This is a genomic window from Sphingorhabdus sp. EL138, assembly GCF_900258045.1.
Classification (GTDB): Bacteria; Pseudomonadota; Alphaproteobacteria; order Sphingomonadales; family Sphingomonadaceae; genus Parasphingorhabdus.
In genome coordinates this window covers 346,249-365,009 of record NZ_OGVD01000003.1, presented here as the reverse complement: position 1 = coordinate 365,009, position 18,761 = coordinate 346,249, and the positions used below count along the sequence as shown (strand labels likewise).

General features: G+C 55.9%; 16 protein-coding genes. 13 read left to right on the top strand and 3 right to left on the bottom strand.

The window, feature by feature from the left end; all coding sequences use genetic code 11:
• Positions 1–10: 10 nt before the first annotated feature.
• The 6 genes from DK507_RS07905 (at position 11) to DK507_RS07880 (ending at position 8,245) form a co-directional block, all read left to right on the top strand.
• The gene (locus DK507_RS07905) at positions 11–1,405 is read left to right on the top strand and encodes an efflux RND transporter periplasmic adaptor subunit (protein ID WP_109355834.1); all 1,395 of its coding nucleotides are present in this window, start codon (positions 11–13) and stop codon (positions 1,403–1,405) included.
• Positions 1,402–3,552: an HlyD family efflux transporter periplasmic adaptor subunit gene (locus DK507_RS07900; protein WP_109355833.1), complete on the top strand. Its 2,151-nt coding sequence runs from the start codon at positions 1,402–1,404 to the stop codon at positions 3,550–3,552. The genes DK507_RS07905 and DK507_RS07900 overlap by 4 nt, the downstream gene beginning before the upstream one ends.
• Before the next feature lie 95 nt (positions 3,553–3,647).
• On the top strand, positions 3,648–5,183 hold the full coding sequence (locus DK507_RS07895; RefSeq protein ID WP_109355832.1) for a wax ester/triacylglycerol synthase family O-acyltransferase: 1,536 nt from the start codon (positions 3,648–3,650) through the stop codon (positions 5,181–5,183).
• A gap of 115 nt (positions 5,184–5,298) precedes the next feature.
• Complete coding sequence (locus tag DK507_RS07890) at positions 5,299–6,213, top strand: SDR family NAD(P)-dependent oxidoreductase (RefSeq protein WP_109355831.1); 915 nt, start codon at positions 5,299–5,301, stop codon at positions 6,211–6,213.
• 25 nt (positions 6,214–6,238) lie between these two features.
• A complete protein-coding gene (locus tag DK507_RS07885) occupies positions 6,239–6,697 on the top strand; it encodes a MaoC family dehydratase (protein WP_109355830.1) in 459 nt (152 codons plus the stop codon).
• A gap of 180 nt (positions 6,698–6,877) precedes the next feature.
• Positions 6,878–8,245, top strand: a complete 1,368-nt coding sequence (locus DK507_RS07880; RefSeq protein ID WP_216822357.1) for an alkaline phosphatase PhoX — start codon at positions 6,878–6,880, stop codon at positions 8,243–8,245.
• 332 nt (positions 8,246–8,577) lie between these two features.
• Here the strand turns inward: DK507_RS07880 and DK507_RS07875 are convergent, their stop codons facing one another.
• Both DK507_RS07875 and DK507_RS07870 read right to left on the bottom strand, forming a co-directional pair.
• A complete protein-coding gene (locus DK507_RS07875; RefSeq protein ID WP_109355829.1) occupies positions 8,578–9,342 on the bottom strand; it encodes an SDR family NAD(P)-dependent oxidoreductase in 765 nt (254 codons plus the stop codon).
• An 18-nt stretch (positions 9,343–9,360) separates the two neighbouring features.
• Entirely contained in the window at positions 9,361–11,580 is a 2,220-nt protein-coding gene (locus DK507_RS07870; RefSeq protein WP_109355828.1) for a molybdopterin-dependent oxidoreductase, read from the bottom strand.
• Positions 11,581–11,720: 140 nt separating this feature from the next.
• On the opposite strand from DK507_RS07870, the gene DK507_RS07865 reads away from it, so the two are divergent.
• From DK507_RS07865 to DK507_RS07835, 7 genes are all read left to right on the top strand, one after another.
• Positions 11,721–12,935, top strand: a complete 1,215-nt coding sequence (locus DK507_RS07865; protein ID WP_109355827.1) for an acyl-CoA dehydrogenase family protein — start codon at positions 11,721–11,723, stop codon at positions 12,933–12,935.
• A 29-nt stretch (positions 12,936–12,964) separates the two neighbouring features.
• Positions 12,965–14,089 carry an acyl-CoA dehydrogenase family protein gene (locus tag DK507_RS07860; RefSeq protein ID WP_109355826.1) on the top strand — a complete coding sequence of 375 codons (1,125 nt, stop codon included), beginning with the start codon at positions 12,965–12,967 and terminating at the stop codon, positions 14,087–14,089.
• A 20-nt stretch (positions 14,090–14,109) separates the two neighbouring features.
• Positions 14,110–14,868 (top strand): crotonase/enoyl-CoA hydratase family protein, encoded by a 759-nt coding sequence (locus tag DK507_RS07855; protein WP_109355825.1) that lies wholly within the window; start codon positions 14,110–14,112, stop codon positions 14,866–14,868.
• 2 nt (positions 14,869–14,870) lie between these two features.
• Positions 14,871–15,269: a RidA family protein gene (locus DK507_RS07850; protein WP_216822356.1), complete on the top strand. Its 399-nt coding sequence runs from the start codon at positions 14,871–14,873 to the stop codon at positions 15,267–15,269.
• Entirely contained in the window at positions 15,262–16,230 is a 969-nt protein-coding gene (locus DK507_RS07845) for an alpha/beta fold hydrolase (protein ID WP_109355823.1), read from the top strand. The genes DK507_RS07850 and DK507_RS07845 overlap by 8 nt, the downstream gene beginning before the upstream one ends.
• A gap of 19 nt (positions 16,231–16,249) precedes the next feature.
• Positions 16,250–17,197, top strand: a complete 948-nt coding sequence (locus DK507_RS07840) for a carbon-nitrogen hydrolase family protein (RefSeq protein ID WP_216822355.1) — start codon at positions 16,250–16,252, stop codon at positions 17,195–17,197.
• Between the two features lie 77 nt (positions 17,198–17,274).
• Positions 17,275–17,949: a DUF899 domain-containing protein gene (locus DK507_RS07835; protein ID WP_109355821.1), complete on the top strand. Its 675-nt coding sequence runs from the start codon at positions 17,275–17,277 to the stop codon at positions 17,947–17,949.
• Positions 17,950–17,973: 24 nt separating this feature from the next.
• Here DK507_RS07835 and DK507_RS07830 read toward each other — a convergent pair whose 3' ends face one another.
• Entirely contained in the window at positions 17,974–18,759 is a 786-nt protein-coding gene (locus DK507_RS07830; protein WP_109355820.1) for an SDR family NAD(P)-dependent oxidoreductase, read from the bottom strand.
• Positions 18,760–18,761: the final 2 nt, after the last annotated feature.

The window sequence follows — 18,761 nt, the reverse complement described above, 5'->3', positions numbered from 1 at the left end:
AGGAAAACCGATGGCCGCCAGCCCTCCTGATTCCGACCCTGCACCGATTGCGATATTACCCGTAGCCACGGGAGCAGCACCGCTGTCCGGCGATGCAAACATGCTCGCCAGCCTGCTGCAGTTTGAAGCAGAAGTGCGTCGCCAGCCGGGCGTGGCGGAGCTGCATTATCATGTCGCCAATGAAATGCGGCGGATCTTGCCTTATGAGCAGATGTTCATTGCCCGCCAGCCGCGCATTGGTGACGATTTCCATATCGTCTGCGCCTCCAGCATATCATCGGTCGATCGCAACGCGCCGCTGATTCAGGCGATGGAAAAGCTGATTGCGAAACTGGCGAAAAATGATGGGCTGGACCGGCCACATGATTTCACCCTGGGTGCGATGAGTGATGACGCCGCGTTGACGGAATATCCTTATAACGAATGCCGCTGGCAACCCCTGTTGGACAGCGAGGAAAAGGTGTTTGGCGGACTATTGGTCATGCGCGAAGCGCCGTTTCGCGAAGGCGAGGGTTATCGGTTGACGCGATTGTCTGAGACGGTGTCGCATAGCTGGCGGGCATTGACCGGAGACAAGCCGGTCAAACGCATCGGCCGCTTTGGCCGCAAGGAGAAAATCGGCATATTGGTCGCGCTGTTGGTCATTGCGCTCTTTCCGGTCCGGATGACGGCGCTTGCACCCGTGGAGGTCGTTGCCGAGCGTCCATTCATGGTTGCGGCTCCCTTTTCAGGCGTGATTTCACGTATCCATGTGGCGCCCAATGCGGCGGTGGAAGAAGGCGCGCTGCTCGTGTCCTTTGATGATGTGAAGCTGTCCAACGAACTGAAACTGGCGCAGGAAAAACTGGCCGTGGCCAAGGCGCGGGTGGACCGGTCCACCAGCACCGCCTTTGGCGAGGATGACGAGACCCGCGAGATTGCCACCCTGCGCGCAGAATATGAACTGGCCCAGGCGGACTATAATTTCGCCAATGATATCATGGGGTTGTCGCAGATCAAGGCTCCACGTGGCGGGATGGCAATCTATAGTGACCGCCGCGACTGGGAAGGGCGGGCCGTCAATGTCGGCGATCCGATATTGCAGGTCGCCGATCCGGGTCAGATCGCGCTGCGCATCGATTTGCCCGCGGCCGAGCAGATGGCGCTGGAACGCGGATCGCGCGTGAAAGTCTGGCTCGATGCGCAGCCGCTCTGGGCGATTGAAGGCAAGGTGGAACATGCCAGCTATCAGGCGCGGCAGACGGCGGAAGGCATATTGGCTTTCGCCGTGACGGCCAAGCCGACGTCGGGCAATCCGCGCATCGGCTCGCGCGGCACGGCCAAGCTTTATGGCGAGTGGGTGCCGCTCATCTATTCGCTGCTCAAGCGTCCGATAGCGAGCTTCAGACAAACTATCGGCCTATGACTGCTGCTGCGCCTGTCGAACCGGAACGGCCCTTGTTGCCTCCACTGCGGCAAGAACTGCGGATTGAGCCGGGCGCAGCCCTAGTTACAGGCGCACCCAGCTGGACCCTGTTTGATCCGGTGCGGCACCTGTTCTTTCAACTGGGCCAGATTGAATATCGCATCCTTTCCCGCTGGGCATCCGGCGATCTGGCGAAGGTCAATGATGATCTGGTCGCAGAAGGGCTGGACGAGGAAGAAATCAACACCGCCTTTGGTCAAGTGGTCGACTTTTCCCTGTCGAACAGCCTCACCGTAACGCCAATGGGCGACGCCGTTGCCAGCTTCACGGAACAGCGGGAAACGGCCAAAAAGGCGTGGTGGAAATGGACGCTGGACAATTATCTCTTTATCCGCATCCCGATCGTCAAGCCGGCGGCTTTTCTGGAACGGACGATCGACAAGGTTGCGCCACTCTGGTCCTATCCGGCCCTGACCTTCTTTGCTTTGCTGGCGCTCACCGGTCTGTTTCTTGTTTCGCGGCAATGGGACAGCTTCCTCGCATCCTTCCTCTATTTCTTCAGCTGGCAAGGGCTGATCGCTTATGGTCTCGGCCTGTTTGTCATCAAGATCCTCCATGAGCTGGGCCATGCCTATACGGCCACGCGCTTTGGCTGCCGTGTGCCGAGCATGGGCGTCAGCTTTCTGGTGATGATGCCGGTCCTCTATACCGATACATCCGGCGCCTGGCGGCTGACCTCGCGCAAGCAGCGGCTGATGATTGATTGTGCCGGTGTCACGGTCGAGCTAATGATCGCCGGGCTTGCGACCATGGCCTGGGTGCTGTTGCCAGATGGCATGCTGCGCAGTGTCGCCTTCATTCTTGCGACCACCAGCTGGGTGATGAGTCTGGCGATCAATCTCAATCCGTTCATGCGCTTTGACGGCTATTATGTCCTGTCCGACTGGCTCGGTGTGCCCAATCTGCAACCGCGCGCCTTCGCACTGGGCCGCTGGCGGCTGCGTGAGATGCTATTCGCTTTGGGTGATGACGCACCCGAACAGGTACCCGGCCGATTGCGCCGCGGGATGATCGTTTATGCGTGGATGACCTGGATCTACCGCCTGTTCCTGTTCATCGGTATCGCGCTGTTGGTCTACACGCTGTTTTTTAAATTGCTCGGGGTAATCCTGTTTGTTGTTGAGATTGCCGTGTTCATAGCCCGGCCTGTGGTCTCGGAATTCAAGGTCTGGGCAAGTATGAAGGACCGGATTTTGGCCACGTCGCGGACGCGGTTGCTGTTGATTGGCGGCGGCGTCGCCCTGCTGCTTTGCCTGTTGCCACTCGATCGCCATATCAGCGCGCCAGCCGTGCTCACCCCGATTGGGGCGTCTCCGATTGTCGCTGGTGACCCGGGCAAGGTGGAAAAGCTGTTTGTCGAGAATGGCCAGAGAGTTGCGGCCGGCGCGCCACTGGTTCAACTCTCGGCTCCCGAGCTGGAACAATCCATCGCGGCCACCAAGGTGAGAATAGCCAATCTGCAACTGCAATTTGGTCGCGGTGCGGCGGACGAGATTGATCTGTCCAACCGCATGGTTCTCGAACGGGAACTCAAGCAGGAACAGGATCAGCTCAGCGGCCTCGAACTGCGCAGCGAACGGCTCGTCCTGCGCGCACCAATTGCCGGGATTGTGACCGACCTGTCGCCGGATATTCACAGCGGGCGCTGGCTCGGCGGGGCGGAAGCCATTGCCTATGTCGTCACATCCGATGACTATGATATTCAGGCCTATGTTAGCGAAGACGATATCTGGCGCATTTCCAAGGACGCGCGCGGCCGCTTTGTTCCGGATGATCCGGTACAGGCATCCCGGGCGGCCAAGCTGGTCGAAAAATCAACAAACGCGGTTGAAAGGATCGATCAACCGATATTGGCCTCCGTCAATGGCGGTCCCATCGCATCCGACAAGGACGAGAATATCTTGCGCCCGCGAACGGCGCTTTACCGCGTTCGCCTGATCGCCTCGAAAAAAACCTATGAGGATGGTGAGGCGTTGCAGCTGACCCCGGGTAGTGTTGAAATTGCTGCGACCGGTCGATCGGTCGCCGGCGGCTTGCTCGATAAAGTGACACGCCTGTTCAGAAGTGAAGCCTCCCTGACCAATTAGCCTGGTCTTGCGCTTCTCCCGATTGCTTAACCGATTCGCTTCTTTAACCAATCTGATTTATGCTTGTCCCAGCAAGAATCACGAGGGGGATGTCCATGGAACAATTAGGCGCACTTGATGCGATGTTTGCCTATACGGAAACACGCAATACGCCGATGCATATCGGCCAGCTGCTTATCTATGACCCCTCCACCGCTCCCGGCGGCAAGGTCGGGTTCAAGGACATTTTGCGCTATATTGAAGGTCGCCTGGATGGCGCGCGGATTTTCCGTCAGAAACTGGTGCGAGTGCCGCTCGATCTGGATCATCCCTACTGGATTGAGGATGACAATTTCGATCTCGAATATCATGTCCGTCATATTGCCTTGCCGCAACCGGGCGACTGGCGACAGCTTTGTATTCAGGCGGCACGGATTTATGCGCGCCCGTTGGATATGGATCGCCCTTTATGGGAGTTCACCGTCATTGAAGGTCTCGACAATGTAGAGGGCATTCCCAAGGGCAGCTTCGCCCTAGTGCACAAATTCCACCATGCGGCGGTGGACGGGCAATCCGGACTGCAAATGACTTTGGCGTTGCATGATCTTGATGCCAAAATGAAACCGCGCAAATGGGACAGGCAATGGCGACCAGAAACGAAGCCGAATGATCTGAACCTGCTGGTGCGGGCGCAGGTCAATAATATCGCGAATCCGGTGCGCGGTTTGCAAAATCTAGGCAAGCTTCTTCCCGTACCGAAGCGGATGTTTGATTTCGCGAGAGAGAATAAGCAGCAAAAGGACGCCGCAACCGGCATTCCCAAGACCCGCTTTGGTGACCGATTGACACCGCACCGTGTATTTGACGGTAAGATATTTCCGCTCTCTGATATCAAGGCAATCCGCGCCGCCTTTCCCGGTGTAACGGTCAATGATGTTATGTTGACCGTGGTTGGCGGCACGATGCGCGCCTATCTGGAAAGCAAAGGCGAGCTGCCGGATAATACCTTAAAAGCGGGCGCGCCAATTTCGGTGCGCGATGACAATGGCGAAGCGGCTGGCGGGAACCAGGTGTCGATGATGACGGTCGGTCTCGGCACTCATATTGCTGACGCTGCAAAACGGTTGGAATTCGTTGCGAAGGAGACAAACCGTTCCAAGCATATGGTCGAGGCGGTCGGTGCGCGGACGTTGATGGAGTTAAGCGGTGCAATGCCAGCGGGCCTGACAGCAGCGGCTACGAAGCTGGCTGCGCGCATGGGGCTGGGGCAGACCGTTGCGCCTCAGATGAATACGGTTGTTACCAATGTACCGGGACCGCCGGTCTCGATGTATTTTGCCGGGGCCGAGCTGAAACGCAGCTTTGGCATGGGATTGCCGACGGACGGTATGGGTGTTTTCCATATCGTCACCAGCTATCATGGAGAGGTCATGCTGACGATTACAGCGGACCGTGAGATGCTTCCGGACCCTGCAGCCTATGTTGATTTCGCTGAGAAGAGCTTCAAGGCTTTGTTGGCGGCGGCGAAGAAAGCGAGTGCGGCCGCGCCCAAAAAACCCAAAGCGAAAAAGGCTGCAGCAAAAAAACCGAAAAAGCGCCTGACTTCGCGTGCCGCTACGGCAGGCAAGGGTCGCAGGAAAACCGCCAAATAATCGTCCGGTAATTGGGGGCGTGAATCTGCACGCCTTCGCTTGACTCCCCTGGATTGATTGCGCATCCATCGGCGCCAACATCCATTCCTATGAAAAAGCGAGAGGCGAAACTCCCATGAGCACAGTAGAATTTAATGACCGCGTAGCCATAGTGACCGGCGCCGGTGCCGGGCTTGGCAAGCAGCATGCGATGGAACTCGCACGGCGCGGCGTAAAGGTTGTCGTCAATGATTTCGGCGGCGCGCGTGACGGTACCGGCGGTTCCGCCACCGTGGCGGAGCAGGTTGTTGCAGAGATCGAAGCCGAAGGCGGTGAAGCCATGGCAGCCGGGTGCAGCGTTACCGATATGCCGGCGGTCGAGAAAATGGTTGCCGATGCGATCGCCAAATGGGGCCATGTTGATATTCTCGTCAACAATGCCGGCGTGCTGCGCGACAAGAGTTTCCACAAAATGGGTATGGAAGATTTCCAGTTTGTGATGGATGTCCATCTCACCGGAAGTGCCAATTGCACCAAGGCGGTCTGGGACCACATGCGCGAGCGTCAATATGGCCGCATCGTGATGACCACGTCTTCCACCGGACTGTACGGGAATTTCGGGCAGGTCAATTATGGTGCCGCGAAACTCGCTTTGGTCGGCATGATGAACAGCCTGCATCAGGAAGGCGCGGGCAAGGGTATTCACACCAACTGTATCTCTCCGGTCGCGGCTACCCGCATGACCGAAGACATAATGCCGGAAGAAGCCTTGAAATTGCTGGTCCCCGAAGCGGTGACGCCAGCGGTGGTCTATCTGTGCAGCGATGGCGCGCCATCCAAGACGATATTGACGGCCGGTGCCGGCGGTTTCGCAGCCGCAAAAATCCTCGAGACCGAGGGTATCTGGCTTCCCGAAGCTGATCGAAACGCTGAAGCCATTGCCGCAAATATCGACCAGATTCTCGATGAAACCGGGATGCAGGAATATGCCAATGGCGGCGGTCAGGGCGGAAAATTCTTCCGCCGGATGCAGGAAGTCATGAAGGGTTAAAAGACCCCCAATCAGGAGAAAGAACATGCCAGTAATTAATGCAAGCGAACTCGACGACTGGAAAGGCAAGGAAGTCGGCGTGTCCGAATGGTTTGAAGCCAGTCAGGACCGGATCAACAAATTTGCCGATTGCACCGAAGATCACCAGTTCATCCATATTGACGAGGAAAAAGCAAAGGCCACGCCTTTTGGCGGTACCATCGCTCACGGCTTGCTGACGCTCTCGCTGTTGCCAGCCATGTCCTATGGCTGCACCCTGGGTCTCGAAGGCACGGTCATGGGTATCAACTATGGCTATGACAAAGTCCGCTTCCTCAACCCCGTCCGCGCCGGATCAAAAGTCCGCGCGCGCCATGTGCTGGTAGATGCGGTCGAAAAACAACCGGGCCGCTGGTTGATGACCTACGATGTCACGGTGGAAATCGATGGTATTGAAACACCTGCACTCATTGCACGATCACTGGCGATGATTGTGGTGGGCTAAGCGCAGCAGTCTGTTATTTCATGAAGGGCTCCGGGGTTATCTCCGGGGTCCTTTTTTCTGATAGCGGCCTCCGTTCCGGGAACCATCGCCGATAGAATATTTGCAAGCTCGTGCCGCACATCCTATCTGTTACACAGATATCTGGACAGCTAGGGTTTTTTTTGAAGGAGTAGGGCCGATATGATTTTTACCCGTCGTCAGTTTGGAGCAACCATGCTCGGTGCGGCCTTTGTCGGCCTTGCAACACGTGCTTATGCAAACCTGCCTTTCACAGGAAAGAATGAAGTTGCCGGATATGGTGAGCTGCTTCCTGATCCGGGCCGTCTGCTCGATTTGCCGGAAGGCTTTTCTTACAAAGTGATTTCCCGGATGGGCAATCTGATGAGTGATGGAATGGTTGTACCCAATGCTGCAGATGGAATGGGCTGCATCGATATGGGGGATGGCAAGGTTGCCCTGATCCGCAATCACGAACTGGACCACCGGCAATTGCGCGAAGGCCCTTTTCGCAGCAAGGTTGGTGAAGATTTTAAAGCCTATGACAGGCTGAGCAACGAGTCGAAAATGCCCATTCCTGGCGGTACCACCACGCTGATCTATGATATGAAAAAGGGTATTGTCGTTGATGAATATCTTAGCCTGGCGGGCACGGTTCGTAACTGTTCGGGCGGGATCACCCCCTGGGGTAGCTGGCTGACTTGTGAAGAAAGCGCGCTGGAAGCGGGTGAAGGTGTTGATAAAAATCATGGCTATATTTTTGAAGTTCCGGCGGATCACAAAGGTCTTGTCGACCCCGTACCGCTGAAAGCCATGGGCTGCTTCGTCCATGAAGCTGTCTGCATCGATCCGCGTACAGGCATTGCCTATATGACCGAAGATCGCGGTGACGGCCTCTTTTATCGTTTTATTCCCCATGTAAAAGGCAAGTTGGCCGAAGGCGGCATACTCCAGGCTCTCGCGCTTGAAGACATTTCAGATACGCGTAACTGGGATGGCAAGCAGATTGATTTAGGGGATAGTCACCGCGCGAGCTGGATAACTCTTGGCAATCCAGAGAGAAGCGCCGGAGAATTGCGCGAGCGCGGAGCAAAACTGGGTGCGACCCTATTTGCGCGGGGAGAGGGGATTTTCTGGGACGAAAAGGAAGAGCAGCTTTTCTTTACTTCGACCAGCGGCGGCGCAAAGAAATTTGGTCAGATTTTCCGTTACAAACCGAGCAGGGCGGAAGGGCGCAAAGGCAAACAGGGCAAGCTTTCTCTTTTTCTGGAAAGCGAAGATCCCACAATCTATAATTTGGGCGACAATATTTGCGTCATGCCGTCGGGTCATCTGATGGTGTCGGAAGATCAATATACCGATATCACCAATAATCACCTGCGCGGGGTCACACCGGATGGCAAAACCTACATGTTTGGCAGAACCCGTATCCAAACTGAATTTGCAGGTGCATGCTTCTCTCCAGATGGATCGACGATGTTTGTAAATCTCTATTCACCATCAACAACCTTCGCGATCACCGGCCCTTGGGACAAGGTGATCAGCACTTAACAAAAGCGAGCCTGCCAGAAATCATCGAGAGAGTTTGGCTGACATGTTTTATCATATAGAGCCGTCCGCTTTCGTGATGAAGCGGTTGACCCATCGCTTTCCTACAGTCCCTTTCATGGGTTATGTTTACGCCGGCTCTTTGACATTCGAAAATATGCGATGATGTGACGCTCAGGCGAGATCGCCGCCGAAAGGTCACACTCGCTGGCGTCAAATTGTCGTTAGTGGACTGATACTAAATGTTTTTCATTGACCAATACCAAAAACAAGCCCGGCTTTGGGTGTGAATGATGGAAGCAGGCCGAACCGCCTTTTCGCAACTGAGTGACCGGTCAAGGCGTCCCGGCAATCCGGATACACTGCCCGGTTACCCATTCCGATGCGGGTGCGCACAGGTAAAGTGTTAGCGCACCGATATCCTGCGGTGTGCCCAACCGGCCAGCGGGGAGGCCGAGTGTATCTTCGAAGCCGATAAAATCCTCGTCCTTCATGCTGAGCGCTTTTTTGACCGTCTCGGTGGGGACAAAGCCGGGCAGGATCGCGTTCACCCGTGTTTTGGGACCAAGTTCGTGGGCGAGCGTTTTTGTCAGCATCAGCACGCCTGCCTTGGCGGCGCTATAATGACCACTTCCGGGAAAGGGGTCCTGGCCAGCCATCGAGCTGGTGTTGACGATCCGGCTGCCTTCGCCAAAATGTTTGCACGCGGCGCGCACGCCGTGAAAGACCGAGGTCAGGTTGACCGCCATGGTCTTGTCCCATTCGGCTTCATCAAGCTCGGTCAGCGGCGCGGAAACCAGCGAACCGCCCGCATTATTGACCCAGATGTCGAGCCTGCCAAATTCATCGACCGCACGCTGCGCAAGCGCCTCCATATCTTTGCGGCTGGTGACATCGGTGACCTGCGCAATGGCGCGCCCGCCCGAATTGCTGGCGTTGATCTCGTCAGCGACGGACTGGATTTCGTCCATGCTGCGTGAGGCGCAAACCACGTTGCAACCGGCGTCAGCGAGTGTCTTTGCCATGCCTTCGCCAATGCCGCGACCGGCGCCAGTGATGACGGCGACTTCGCCGGTGAGATCGAATAGCGGATTGGTCATGAAGGTTCCTTTATGGGATTATTCGGCGGCTTCTAGTGCTTCTTGCTTCGCCCGCACGCGGATCGGAATGCTGCTCATCAGCGGAATGCCTGTGCGCTTGTCATAATCGCGGTCGTTGAACGACAGGCGTCCGGTATTTCCGCCTTCGCCCAAGGGGTCTTCTTTCTCATCCGGATTGGTGCCCCAGCTATGGGGGAGCGACACACAGCCCGGTTTGACCGTCTTGTCCGCCTTGGCCACGCAGCTGATAAAGGCCCGTGCGGATTCCACTTCTACCGGTTGATTTTCGCTTAGGCCCAGTGCCTCCATGTCTTCCGGATTCATAAAGGCTGGATGATGCGGCACGCGTTTGCGTTGCACCGGGTCTTCATGCCAGTTGCTGTTGTGAATTTCGGTCATCCGCCGACCAATCATTCGCATCGGGAAGGCAGTTTCTTCCACTGGCTGGCCGAGACGCCGCGCATAACCCGCCAGTTCTTCCATCATCGCCGCATTGCCGACTGACAGTTTTCCTTCCCAATCGGCAGGCTTGGGCTGCACCATCAGCGCCTGCGCGTCCATGATCTTGCCCTTGTGCGCATCCGGGTCGGCATAGACATCGGCGACCGGCACCGGCGATCCATTGAGTGCGGCACTCCATGCAGTAATCGGATCAGGGGTTTCGCCGGGCTCAAAGGTCGTGGCTTTTTCCTCCCGCTCATCGGGATGGGAAACCAGCGCCCAGGATTTGATTGTCAGCGGCTTGTCCATTTCACTGGCAAGCGTGTGGAGAAATTCATATTCCTCACACAGGTCGGACCCTTCCGGAGATTCCATGATCGGCGGGCTCGCCTGCGCATAATTATTCTCAAAACCCCAGCCTGCGCCAAAGCCTCCATACAGCTCCGGCGCAGCGGTATTGCCGTGCACTTCATAATGGAGTTTGGGCGCAATCACATAGTCCGCCAGCTCTGCCGTCTTCGACATGCGCGGGTCCAGGCAGACGAGCAGGTCGAGCGCTTTCATCGCTTCAAAAGTCTTGAGCTGATCCGGCCAAGCGAGCATCGGATTACCGCCGAGACAGATGAGGGCTTTGACCTGCTTGTCACCAGGCGTCAGGATTTCATCGGGCAGCGCCGCGGTTGGCATACCGGAAATACTTTGCTCGAGATCGCGGCTATGCAGCTTGCGGCCAAAGCCCCAGGCGTCCATCGGTCCAGGCGAGGCAGCAACGGGCGGGGCGGGTTTCATAAACACACCGCTGCGCCGGTTAATATCGCCTTCGCGGAGCCAGTGCCCCATAATCGAGGTCAGCGACAGGTTGAGATATTCGGTAATATTGCCACCGCCCGCCATATTGGGTCCGGTGCCGACGCTGATGCTGCCCTTATTCCAGCTGCCATACATCCGCGCGGCCTGAACTATCTCCTCCGCCGTCACATCGGCGCGCTGGGCGGTCAGAGCCGGGTCAAATGGGGCAACGGCTTTTTTCAGGGCTTCGAACCCATCAACATCGTTGGCGACGAATTGCTCGTCATAAAGCTTTTCTTCAATCACCACTTTGGCAATCGCGCCGAGGATGATCGGGTCTTCACCGGGGCGGCATTGCAGGTGCAGGTCGGCCTGACGCGCGCTGTCGGTTTTGCGCGGATCGATGACGATCAGCTGCATCCCGCGCTTTTTGGCATCATGCAGTTTTTTGGCCGGATTCATGCCAAGCCCGCCGTTCATCGAGACAATCGGATTGGTGCCGACCAGCATCAGCCCGTCCCAATCACCGACACGCGGCGCACCGGCCAGCCATGGACCGACCAGCGCCCGGGCAATGCCCTTGCCAGGCTGGTCAATCGTGACACTGTCGTAAACCGACGTTGATCCAATCGCATCCATCAGCGCGAGGATGAACGCATGGCCGTTGAGATTATTATAGCCGAACGTGCCAACATAGGATGCCACGCTGTCGGGACCATGTTCGGTAACTATTGCTTCTATACGCTCGGCTATCTCCTCTGCGGCGGTGCGCCAGCTTATCGCTTCTTTCTGGCCGTGTTTCATGCCCTTATAGCTGGTCAGCAGACGCGTATCGAAATTGTGATAATTGGCAAGCTGACGCCCCTTGATACAGCTATAACCTTCAAATTCCGGATTATCCTTGTCGCCATGGGTCTTGATTGGGACACCGTCTTCAAAATCGACAATCAGGCCGCAATGGGCATGACAGGCCCGGCACATCACATGTTTCTGTTCAATTGCCATCATCGCTCTCCCGACTGATATTTCAGACCATTGCTTTTTTAAATTTAATCGTTCAATTAATCAGCAACGATTCCAAAAATAGGGCATGGCGGTCCTTGCTGCCACTGACCGTATTGATAAGATAATCTCAGGAGCAAAGCGCCATGGCCGACAAGCCCGATGCAGCCGAACTAAAGGAATATACCGAAGCCGCCGATGCGTGGTTCAAGGAGAACACGGTTCGTGATCCCGGCTTCATGTTGCCGCTGACTTTCATGGAAGTGTCAACGGACGAGCAGTTTGATTTCCTGCGCGAGTGGCAGCGCAAGGTTTATGAAGCGGGCTATCTCGGCGCGGCCTGGCCAAAAGAATATGGCGGCGGCGGCCTGCACACGGATTTTCAGCGCGCGGCAACACGGGCGATGAAAAAATATGACGCGCCGATCATGCTCAATGCGATTGGCAATGGCTGGGCCGGACCGCTGATCCTCGATCTCGGATCGGAGGAACAGAAGCAAAAATATATCAAGGGCATGCTCAATGCCGAGGATATCTGGTGCCAGGGTTTTTCCGAGCCGGAACATGGCAGCGACCTTGGCAATGCGCAGCTGAAAGCGGTCAAGGACGGCGATGAATATGTCCTCAACGGGTCGAAGATATGGACCTCGCTTGGCGACCGGGCGAAATATATGATCCTGCTCGCGCGGACCGATTTTGAAGCGGAAAACAAATATAAGGGCCTCAGCTTCTTCCTCAATCCAATGAAGATTGACGGGATCAGCACCAGCCGGATCAAGAAACTGACCGGGGAATATGGTTTTGTGCAGACCTTTTTCACAGACGCGCGGATTTCGGCTGACTGCCTGTTTGGCGGGGAAGGCAATGGCTGGTCGATGGCGATGAAGACGCTGGAATATGAACGCGGTGCGAAGGTCAAACCGGTGGGCGGCTATTTCGTCAAGGAACTGGATGTCATGCAGATTGTCGAGCTCGCGAAAAACTCCATGCGCAATGGCAAGCCCCTGCTCGACGATCCGGTGATGCGTGACAAGATGACGCAATATATGATCGATATCCAGGCGCTCAATCTCAACAATACGCGCCGCCGGATGCCACAGCTCATGCAGGACAAGCCCATGGGACTGCCGCTGATGAACAAGCTGGCCCGGACCGAATTGATCCGCGAGCTGACCGAATTCTCGCTAGGCTTTCAGGGGACCAAGGCGGGCTATTATGTTGGCGACGAAAATGCGGTGGATGATGGTTATTGGCACCGCAGCTATCTCAACAGCTTCTCCGCAACAATTGGTGGTGGAACTTCCGAAATTCAGCGCAATATTGTCGCCGAGCATGCCCTTGGTCTGCCAAAGACACGCTAAGCCTAAACAAGACAAATCAGGACGGATAAATGAATAACCTAGGCGATATCGGCACGACCGAAGAGCAAATTGAATTGATGGATGTGGCAACCAACTTCTGCCGCGACAAATCTCCTATAGATAAGGTTCGCGCGTTGATGGAGGATGATCTCGGCTATGATCCGGACGTCTGGAGAGAAATTGGCGACCTGGGTTGGCTGGCTATAGCCATACCCGAATCACATGATGGTGTTGGCCTTTCCATGGCGGAAGTGGTTCCCATTGCCGAGCAAATGGGGCGCAATCTTCTGAGCACACCTTTTGGTTCAACGACCATAGCAGCGCAGGCTCTGCTTGCGGGCGGGAGCGAAGCACAGCAAGCCGCCTGGCTGCCTAAAATTACTGCGGGCACTGCGGCAACGCTGGCCCTTCGGGAAGATCATGGTGACTGGAATCTCGGTCATGTTGCCAGTACCGGTAAAGAAACAGCAGGCGGCATTGCCTTGTCCGGCAAAAAGCAATTGGTGTGCTGGGCCGACAGTGCGGAACTGATTATCGCTTCAATAGAGATGGACGGGAATGTCCGCTTTGCCATGATCGAGCGCAGCGCATTGCCGGACGGGGCATTGCGGCGCGAGGCCATTATCGATGAAACCGCGCGCAGTTATGAACTGACGCTTGATGGCGTAACGGTAGCGGCTGATGCCCTGTTTGATGGCAACCGGACACGTGAAACGATTGAAAAGATTGAACTTGCCGCAGGCTTGATTCATGCGGCCGAGATGACAGGCGGATCGCAGGCGGTGATCGACTACACGCTCGAATATCTCAAGACACGTAAGCAGTTTGACAAGATTATCGGTAGCTATCAGGCATTGAAACATCCGACGGTCGACAATTATGTTGAATATGAAAAGGCGCGCACGCATCTCTACAGCGCTGCCCATAGTTGGGGCGAACAGGGGCGTGGCGAAGTGGCGGTTCGCATGGCAGCTGCTCAGGCGCATTCGAGCTATAGCCGAGCAGCCGACCGCTCCATCCAGTTCCATGGCGGTTTTGGTTTTACCCATGATTGCGATGCACAACTGCATCGCCGCAAAGCGATTTTTGACGGCGCGCTTATTGGCGACGCTGCTTACCAACGGTCGAAACTGGCCGGCTTGCTATTTGATTAGGATTTAAAGGAGAGATCAACATGTCAGAAGTGCTCACAGATATTCAAGACGGTTTTATCATCGTCACCATCAACCGGCCCGATGCGAAGAACGCCATGACCAAGGCAGCGGCGGAAGGCATCCGTGCTGCGATGGAGCAGCTTGACAATGACAACAGCCTCAACGCCGGGATCATTACCGGCGCAGGCGGCACATTCTGTTCTGGCATGGATCTGAAAGGCTTCCTTCGCGGTGAAACGCCGGCGGTTAAGGGATACGGCTTTGGCGGTATTACCGAAAAAGGACCGGAAAAGCCGATCATCGCTGCGGTGGAAGGCTATGCGCTGGCTGGCGGTCTGGAATTGGCGCTGGCTTGCGACCTTTGTGTCGCCAACAGCAATGCGAAGTTCGGCATTCCGGAAGTAAAACGCTCCCTCGTTGCGGCAGCGGGCGGCGTGATCAAGCTCCAGCAACTGGTCGGCAAACGCATAGCCATGGAAATGGCATTGACCGGTGATTTCTTCTCTGCCCAGCGTGCCTATGACGTCGGCTTCGTAAATCGCCTGACCGATGGTCCTGCTCTCGATGCGGCGATCGAGCTCGCCGCCACCGTTGCCGCAAATGGTCCGCTGGCATTGAAAGCGACCAAGAAAATCATAAATGAAAGCTATGACTGGACCAGCGAGGAAGCCTGGAAAAAGCAGGCGGAAATTACCGGCCCGGTATTCATGTCCAAAGACGCACAGGAAGGCTCACGTGCCTTTGCCGAGAAACGCAAACCCGATTGGAAAGGTGAATAATCATGTCTGATATCGAGCGGATCAACCCCGATACGTTGCCGGATGCCGGTTCGATGGGCTATTCGCAGGTCACGACGTGTAAGCCGGGGAAGATGATTTTTATCTCTGGCCAGGTGGCCTGGACTCCGGGCGGCGATCCGGCCCCCGATAATCTGGCCGAACAGGCGAAGATGGCGAGCAGCAACCTCGGTAAGGCATTGGCTTCGGCTGGAGCCGGGCCGGAGAATATCGTTTCTGCCCGCGCCTTTATCGTTGACTATACCGAAGGAAAAGGCGCGGAAGCCTTTCCTGAGATACTCGCGTTTCTTGATGGAAATCAGGTCGCTTTCACCTTGATCGGCTGCGCGGCGCTGGCGTCGCCTGATCTGATGATAGAGATTGAGGCGATCGCGGTTGTCTGACCCTATAGAGACGGGCAGCGGAGATATTGTTGATCTCTGGTCTGCCGACCAAGATCTGCCATCCTGGTTTACCGAAGCCTTGGACGTTCCGCGTGAGGAAGCCTTTATCGAAGTGGGCGGACAAAAGGTCCACTATTTCCGCTGGGGCAAACGTGGCAATCCGCCGCTATTGCTGACACACGGATTTCTTGCCCATGCCCGCTGTTTCGCGTTTATCGCTCCGTTTCTTGCCGAGGACTATGATATTATCGTCTATGATCTGGCCGGCATGGGGGAAAGCGAAATTGGAGCAGTGTTTGAAGGAACACGGCGCGCCGAAGACATGGTCGCGCTCGCCGATGCGCTGGATCTTTTTTCCGGTCCGGTGAAACCCAAAATCATTGCGCACAGCTTTGGATCAGGCGTTGCGCTCACGGCGATGGAGTTGGCCGGGGAGCGGTTTGGCGGTCTGATTATCTGCGACCTGATGATCATGCGGCCTGAAAAACTCGCTGCCCATTTCAAAGGCGGAGGAGGGCCTCCGGGTTCCGGCAAGTCGGATCGGCCAACTAATGTCTATCCCGACTATGAAACGGCGCGCGGACGTTTTGTGTTGGCCCCTCCGCAGGATGTGCAGACACCGTTTCTGCTGGAATATATGGCTTATCACAGCATGCGCCGGGTTAAAGGCGGCTGGACCTGGAAATTCAATCCGAAAGTATTCCATCGTAGCGAGAATGATCAAGAAAAGTGGCGGCAGGCTCCGCAACGGATAGTTGATCTGTCGCACCGGTTGGCGATTATCTATGGCGAGAATAGCAGATTGTTCGATGCCGATAGCGCGACCTATTTGCGTGAGTTGGGAGGTGCCCATATTCCGATGATCGCGGTGCCCAAGGCGGAACATCACTTGATGCTCGATCAGCCGCTTGCATTTGTGGCCGCGCTGCGCTCTGTTCTGGCTTTGTGGGATGTTCCATAAACCAGAAAGAGGTCCAGTGGTGAGCAGCAATTCCAAGGCTCGTATCGTTTCGGTGGTTCAAGCCGGATCCGATCCCTTTGATACACCGACGACGCTGCGCAAATTTGCACATCTTTTGTCGGAGGCCAAAGCTGCGAACAGTGATCTGGCTGTGTTCCCGGAGGCCTTTGTTGGCGGCTATCCCAAAGGTGTTGATTTTGGTGTCCGTGTAGGGTCGCGTGACGATGCTGGGCGGGAGCTGTTCCGCCTCTATTCAGATAATGCCGTGCAATTGGGTTCACCTGAATTTGAAGAAATGCGCGAAGCCGTTGCCGCTAACGACCTGGCGGTCGTCGTCGGGGCCATCGAGCGCAAGGGCGCTACGCTCTATTGCTCGACCTTCAGTTTTGAACGAGACGGATCGCTGCTCGGCGTACATCGTAAACTGGTTCCCACCGCGATGGAGCGGCTGATCTGGGGACAAGGCGACGGCAGCGACTTACCGGTGATGGACAGCAGCGTCGGGCGACTGGTCAGCGCGATCTGCTGGGAAAATTACATGCCGCTGCTGCGAAGTTACTATTATGACGCCCAGCCCGATTTTTATTGCGTATCGACCGTCGATGACCGGCCGGTATGGGTACCAACGATGCAGACCATTGCGCTGGAAAGCCGTGCCTTTGTATTGTCGGCCTGCCAATATCTCGAGCGTGGGATGATCGAATTGAACAGCGATCAATTTGATGCGGTTCAAGGCAATGGTCCTGACACTGTCCTGATCAATGGTGGCAGCTGCATCATTGCCCCATCGGGAGAAGTGATCGCAGGACCAATATTCGGTCAAGAAACAATCCTGACCGCGGAAATTGATCTCGATGACCGGACGCGGGGCAAATTCGATATGGATGTCGCCGGCCACTATGCGCGACCTGATATTTTTGAATTGCGGACCCATTTGGCACCGCAGAAGAATGTCCGCGAGGACTAAAACGACCCGGAATCGCCTGGATCCTCCAAACGTGCTATTATTGGCACCTTAAATGATCGATTCATTGGGAGGAATTGATGAGAGAGGAAGCGCAACCGAAAATTGTCAGCCATGAAGAATGGCAGTCAGCAATCGAAAAGCTACGCGAGAAAGAAAAAGAACTGACCCGGGCGCATGATGCTCTAAATGCCATGCGCCGCCGGTTGCCGATGGTGAAAATAGAGAAAAGCTACGAATTCGACGGCGAAGATGGCAAGGTCAGCTTGTTGGACCTGTTTGAAGGCCGAAAACAGCTTATCGTCTATCATTTCATGTTCGCCCCGGATGCAGATGCTGGTTGTCCAGGCTGTTCATGGGTGACGGACGCCATGTCTCATCCTGCCCATTTGCATGCCCGGGATACGTCTATCGTGCTCGTATCGCGCGCGCCTTTGGAAAAGCTCATGCAATATAAGCAGCGCATGGGTTGGAATCTGCCGTGGGTTTCATCCTTTGGCAGCGACTTTAATTATGATTTCAACGCGACCAATGAAGACGGCGAAAACCATGTCGCCAGTGTTTTCTTGCGCGATGGTGATCAGATTTACCGCACTTATTATACCGACCAGCGGGGTGTCGAGCATTTGGGTAGCCACTGGACCTGGATCGATTTGACGCCTTATGGGCGCCAGGAACCGTGGGAAGAGACACCGGAAGGCTGGCCCAAGGGGGAGATGTACTGGGACAAGCGGCACGATGAATATCGCCAATAACCTTTTTGGCAGATTGCCGAATCGTTAAGCGTTCTTGATCGTGAGGCCACCATCGACCGGGATGACTGCGCCGGTCAGGAAACTCGCTGATGGCAGCACGCAGGACAAGGTCATGTGCGCGACCTCTTCCGGGATGGCATAGCGGCGCAGCGCTACGCGCCGTTTCGCGTAGATGGTTTTATGCTCCTCCGAAATTGCATCGGTAATGCCCGTGCGGATCGGTCCGGGGCAGATGCAATTGACGGTGATGCCTTCGCGGCCGAGATCAACGGCCAAGCCTTTCGTCAGACCGATCACACCATGTTTGGCTGCAACATAGGGGCTGTTGCCCGGCGATGCGCCCAAGCCCTCAGTTGATGCGATATTGACGATGCGGGGATGTTCGGCCTCTCTCAAATGGGGCAAGGCGGCGCGGATCATCCGCTGGTGGGCCGCCAGCATCACTGCAAGAGTCGGCTCCCAACTGTCCTCGTAGCTTTCCTCGGCAATATCCGCAGGAATTGCGAAGCCAGCATTATTGACGAGAATGTCGATACCGCCAAATGCTTGCGCAATATCGGCGACAACCGCCTTGATTATATCAGGATTGCTGACATCTAGGGACCAGGCTTCGGCAGAGCCGTCATATCCGGCTGCTGCAATTTCCTCGACAACAGCATCGCATGCGCCCTGATCAAGATCGGTCACTGCAACCTGCGCGCCTTCGGAGGCGAACAAATGTGCTGTGGCCCGGCCCATGCCACTGGCTGCGCCGGTTATGATTGCTTTCTTGCCCGCGATGGAGCGGCGGAGCGGTTGATACGCTTCCACGA

What these genes read in the sequence shown, in the direction of transcription:
- DK507_RS07905 (WP_109355834.1), top strand. Translation starts at nt 11, where the DNA reads ATGGCCGCCAGCCCTCCTGATTCCGACCCTGCACCGATTGCGATATTA.
- DK507_RS07900 (WP_109355833.1), top strand. Translation starts at nt 1,402, where the DNA reads ATGACTGCTGCTGCGCCTGTCGAACCGGAACGGCCCTTGTTGCCTCCA.
- DK507_RS07895 (WP_109355832.1), top strand. Translation starts at nt 3,648, where the DNA reads ATGGAACAATTAGGCGCACTTGATGCGATGTTTGCCTATACGGAAACA.
- DK507_RS07890 (WP_109355831.1), top strand. Translation starts at nt 5,299, where the DNA reads ATGAGCACAGTAGAATTTAATGACCGCGTAGCCATAGTGACCGGCGCC.
- DK507_RS07885 (WP_109355830.1), top strand. Translation starts at nt 6,239, where the DNA reads ATGCCAGTAATTAATGCAAGCGAACTCGACGACTGGAAAGGCAAGGAA.
- DK507_RS07880 (WP_216822357.1), top strand. Translation starts at nt 6,878, where the DNA reads ATGATTTTTACCCGTCGTCAGTTTGGAGCAACCATGCTCGGTGCGGCC.
- DK507_RS07875 (WP_109355829.1), bottom strand. Translation starts at nt 9,342, where the DNA reads ATGACCAATCCGCTATTCGATCTCACCGGCGAAGTCGCCGTCATCACT.
- DK507_RS07870 (WP_109355828.1), bottom strand. Translation starts at nt 11,580, where the DNA reads ATGATGGCAATTGAACAGAAACATGTGATGTGCCGGGCCTGTCATGCC.
- DK507_RS07865 (WP_109355827.1), top strand. Translation starts at nt 11,721, where the DNA reads ATGGCCGACAAGCCCGATGCAGCCGAACTAAAGGAATATACCGAAGCC.
- DK507_RS07860 (WP_109355826.1), top strand. Translation starts at nt 12,965, where the DNA reads ATGAATAACCTAGGCGATATCGGCACGACCGAAGAGCAAATTGAATTG.
- DK507_RS07855 (WP_109355825.1), top strand. Translation starts at nt 14,110, where the DNA reads ATGTCAGAAGTGCTCACAGATATTCAAGACGGTTTTATCATCGTCACC.
- DK507_RS07850 (WP_216822356.1), top strand. Translation starts at nt 14,871, where the DNA reads ATGTCTGATATCGAGCGGATCAACCCCGATACGTTGCCGGATGCCGGT.
- DK507_RS07835 (WP_109355821.1), top strand. Translation starts at nt 17,275, where the DNA reads ATGAGAGAGGAAGCGCAACCGAAAATTGTCAGCCATGAAGAATGGCAG.